The sequence below is a fragment of the Kitasatospora sp. NPDC053057 genome (assembly GCF_044546945.1).
Classification (GTDB): Bacteria; Actinomycetota; Actinomycetes; order Streptomycetales; family Streptomycetaceae; genus Kitasatospora.
In genome coordinates, this window is record NZ_JBITZP010000005.1 from 206,897 (window position 1) to 207,982 (window position 1,086).

Here is a 1,086-nt window from a genome sequence, read left to right on the forward strand (position 1 = left end):
CCGGGGGGGGGGGGGGGGGGGGGGGGGGGGGGGGGGGGGGGGGGGGGGGGGGGGGGTGTGGGGGGGGGGGGGGGGGGGCGGGGGGGGGGCCCCCCCCCCCCCCCCCGGCCGGGTCTTATGCGTCGGCTTCGGTGGTGCGGCGGTAGGTGGCCAGGTGGACGCCGGTCTTGGCGATCGTGGTGGAGGCCAGCTCCAGGGTGCGTCGCACGCCGTCGGTGGGGAGGAGTGACTTGCCGCCACCGAGCAGCACGGGCATCACCATGAGCCGGAGCTCGTCCACCAGGTCCTCGCCGAGGAGGGTGCGGACGAGGGTCGGGCTGCCCATGATCAGCAGATCGCCGCCGTCGGCCGCGCGCTGCTGCCGGACCCACTCGACGGCCCCGGTGCCGGGGACGAGGGTGCTGTTCGTCCAGGTGAGATCGGCTTCGTCGAGCGTGTCGGAGACGACATACTTCTTGATCGAGTTCATCTGGTCGGCGAGCGGGTCACCGGCCCGCCCGGGCCAGGCGGCGGCCATGGTCCGCCAGGTGCGGCGGCCGAAGAGCAGGGCGTCGGCGCTGCTCATCGCCTCGTTGATGAACGGGCCGATGGTCTCCGGGTCGAAGAACGGGTGGGACCAGCCGCCGTGGGCGAAGCCTCCATCGGTGTCCTCCTGCGGGGCGCCGGGGGCCTGGACGACGCCGTCGAGGCTGACGAACTCGCTGATCACGATGCGCATGGGGTACTCCTCCGGTGGCTTGCTCGGGGTTGTGCGAGGGAGACCGGGGGATCGGCTGGGACTCATTGCCCTCAAGTAGTGATCCTGGTCACATTGTTGACGCTTCGGGGGCCCGCCCCCTCCCCCCACCCCCACCCCCCACCCGCCCTCCTCCCTCCTCACCCGCCGCCTGCCCACCCACCTCCAGCCCTCGCCCCGCTCCTCGGAACAGCGGCTCCCGCTTCTCCCGGCCCGCGCCCTGCCCCAGGCAGGGCGCGGGCCATGGGCTCACCTGGCCATGGGCTCACCTGGCCATGGGCTCACCTGGCCATGGGCTCACCTGGCCATGGGCTCACCTGGCCATGGGCTCACCTGGCCATGGGCTCACC

General features: G+C 73.8%; 1 protein-coding gene. It reads right to left on the reverse strand.

Annotation, left to right across the window (positions count from 1 at the left end; all coding sequences use genetic code 11):
* Positions 1 to 115: 115 nt before the first annotated feature.
* Entirely contained in the window at positions 116 to 718 is a 603-nt protein-coding gene (locus ACIG5E_RS08755) for a dihydrofolate reductase family protein (RefSeq protein WP_396532476.1), read from the reverse strand.
* Positions 719 to 1,086 lie beyond the last annotated feature (368 nt).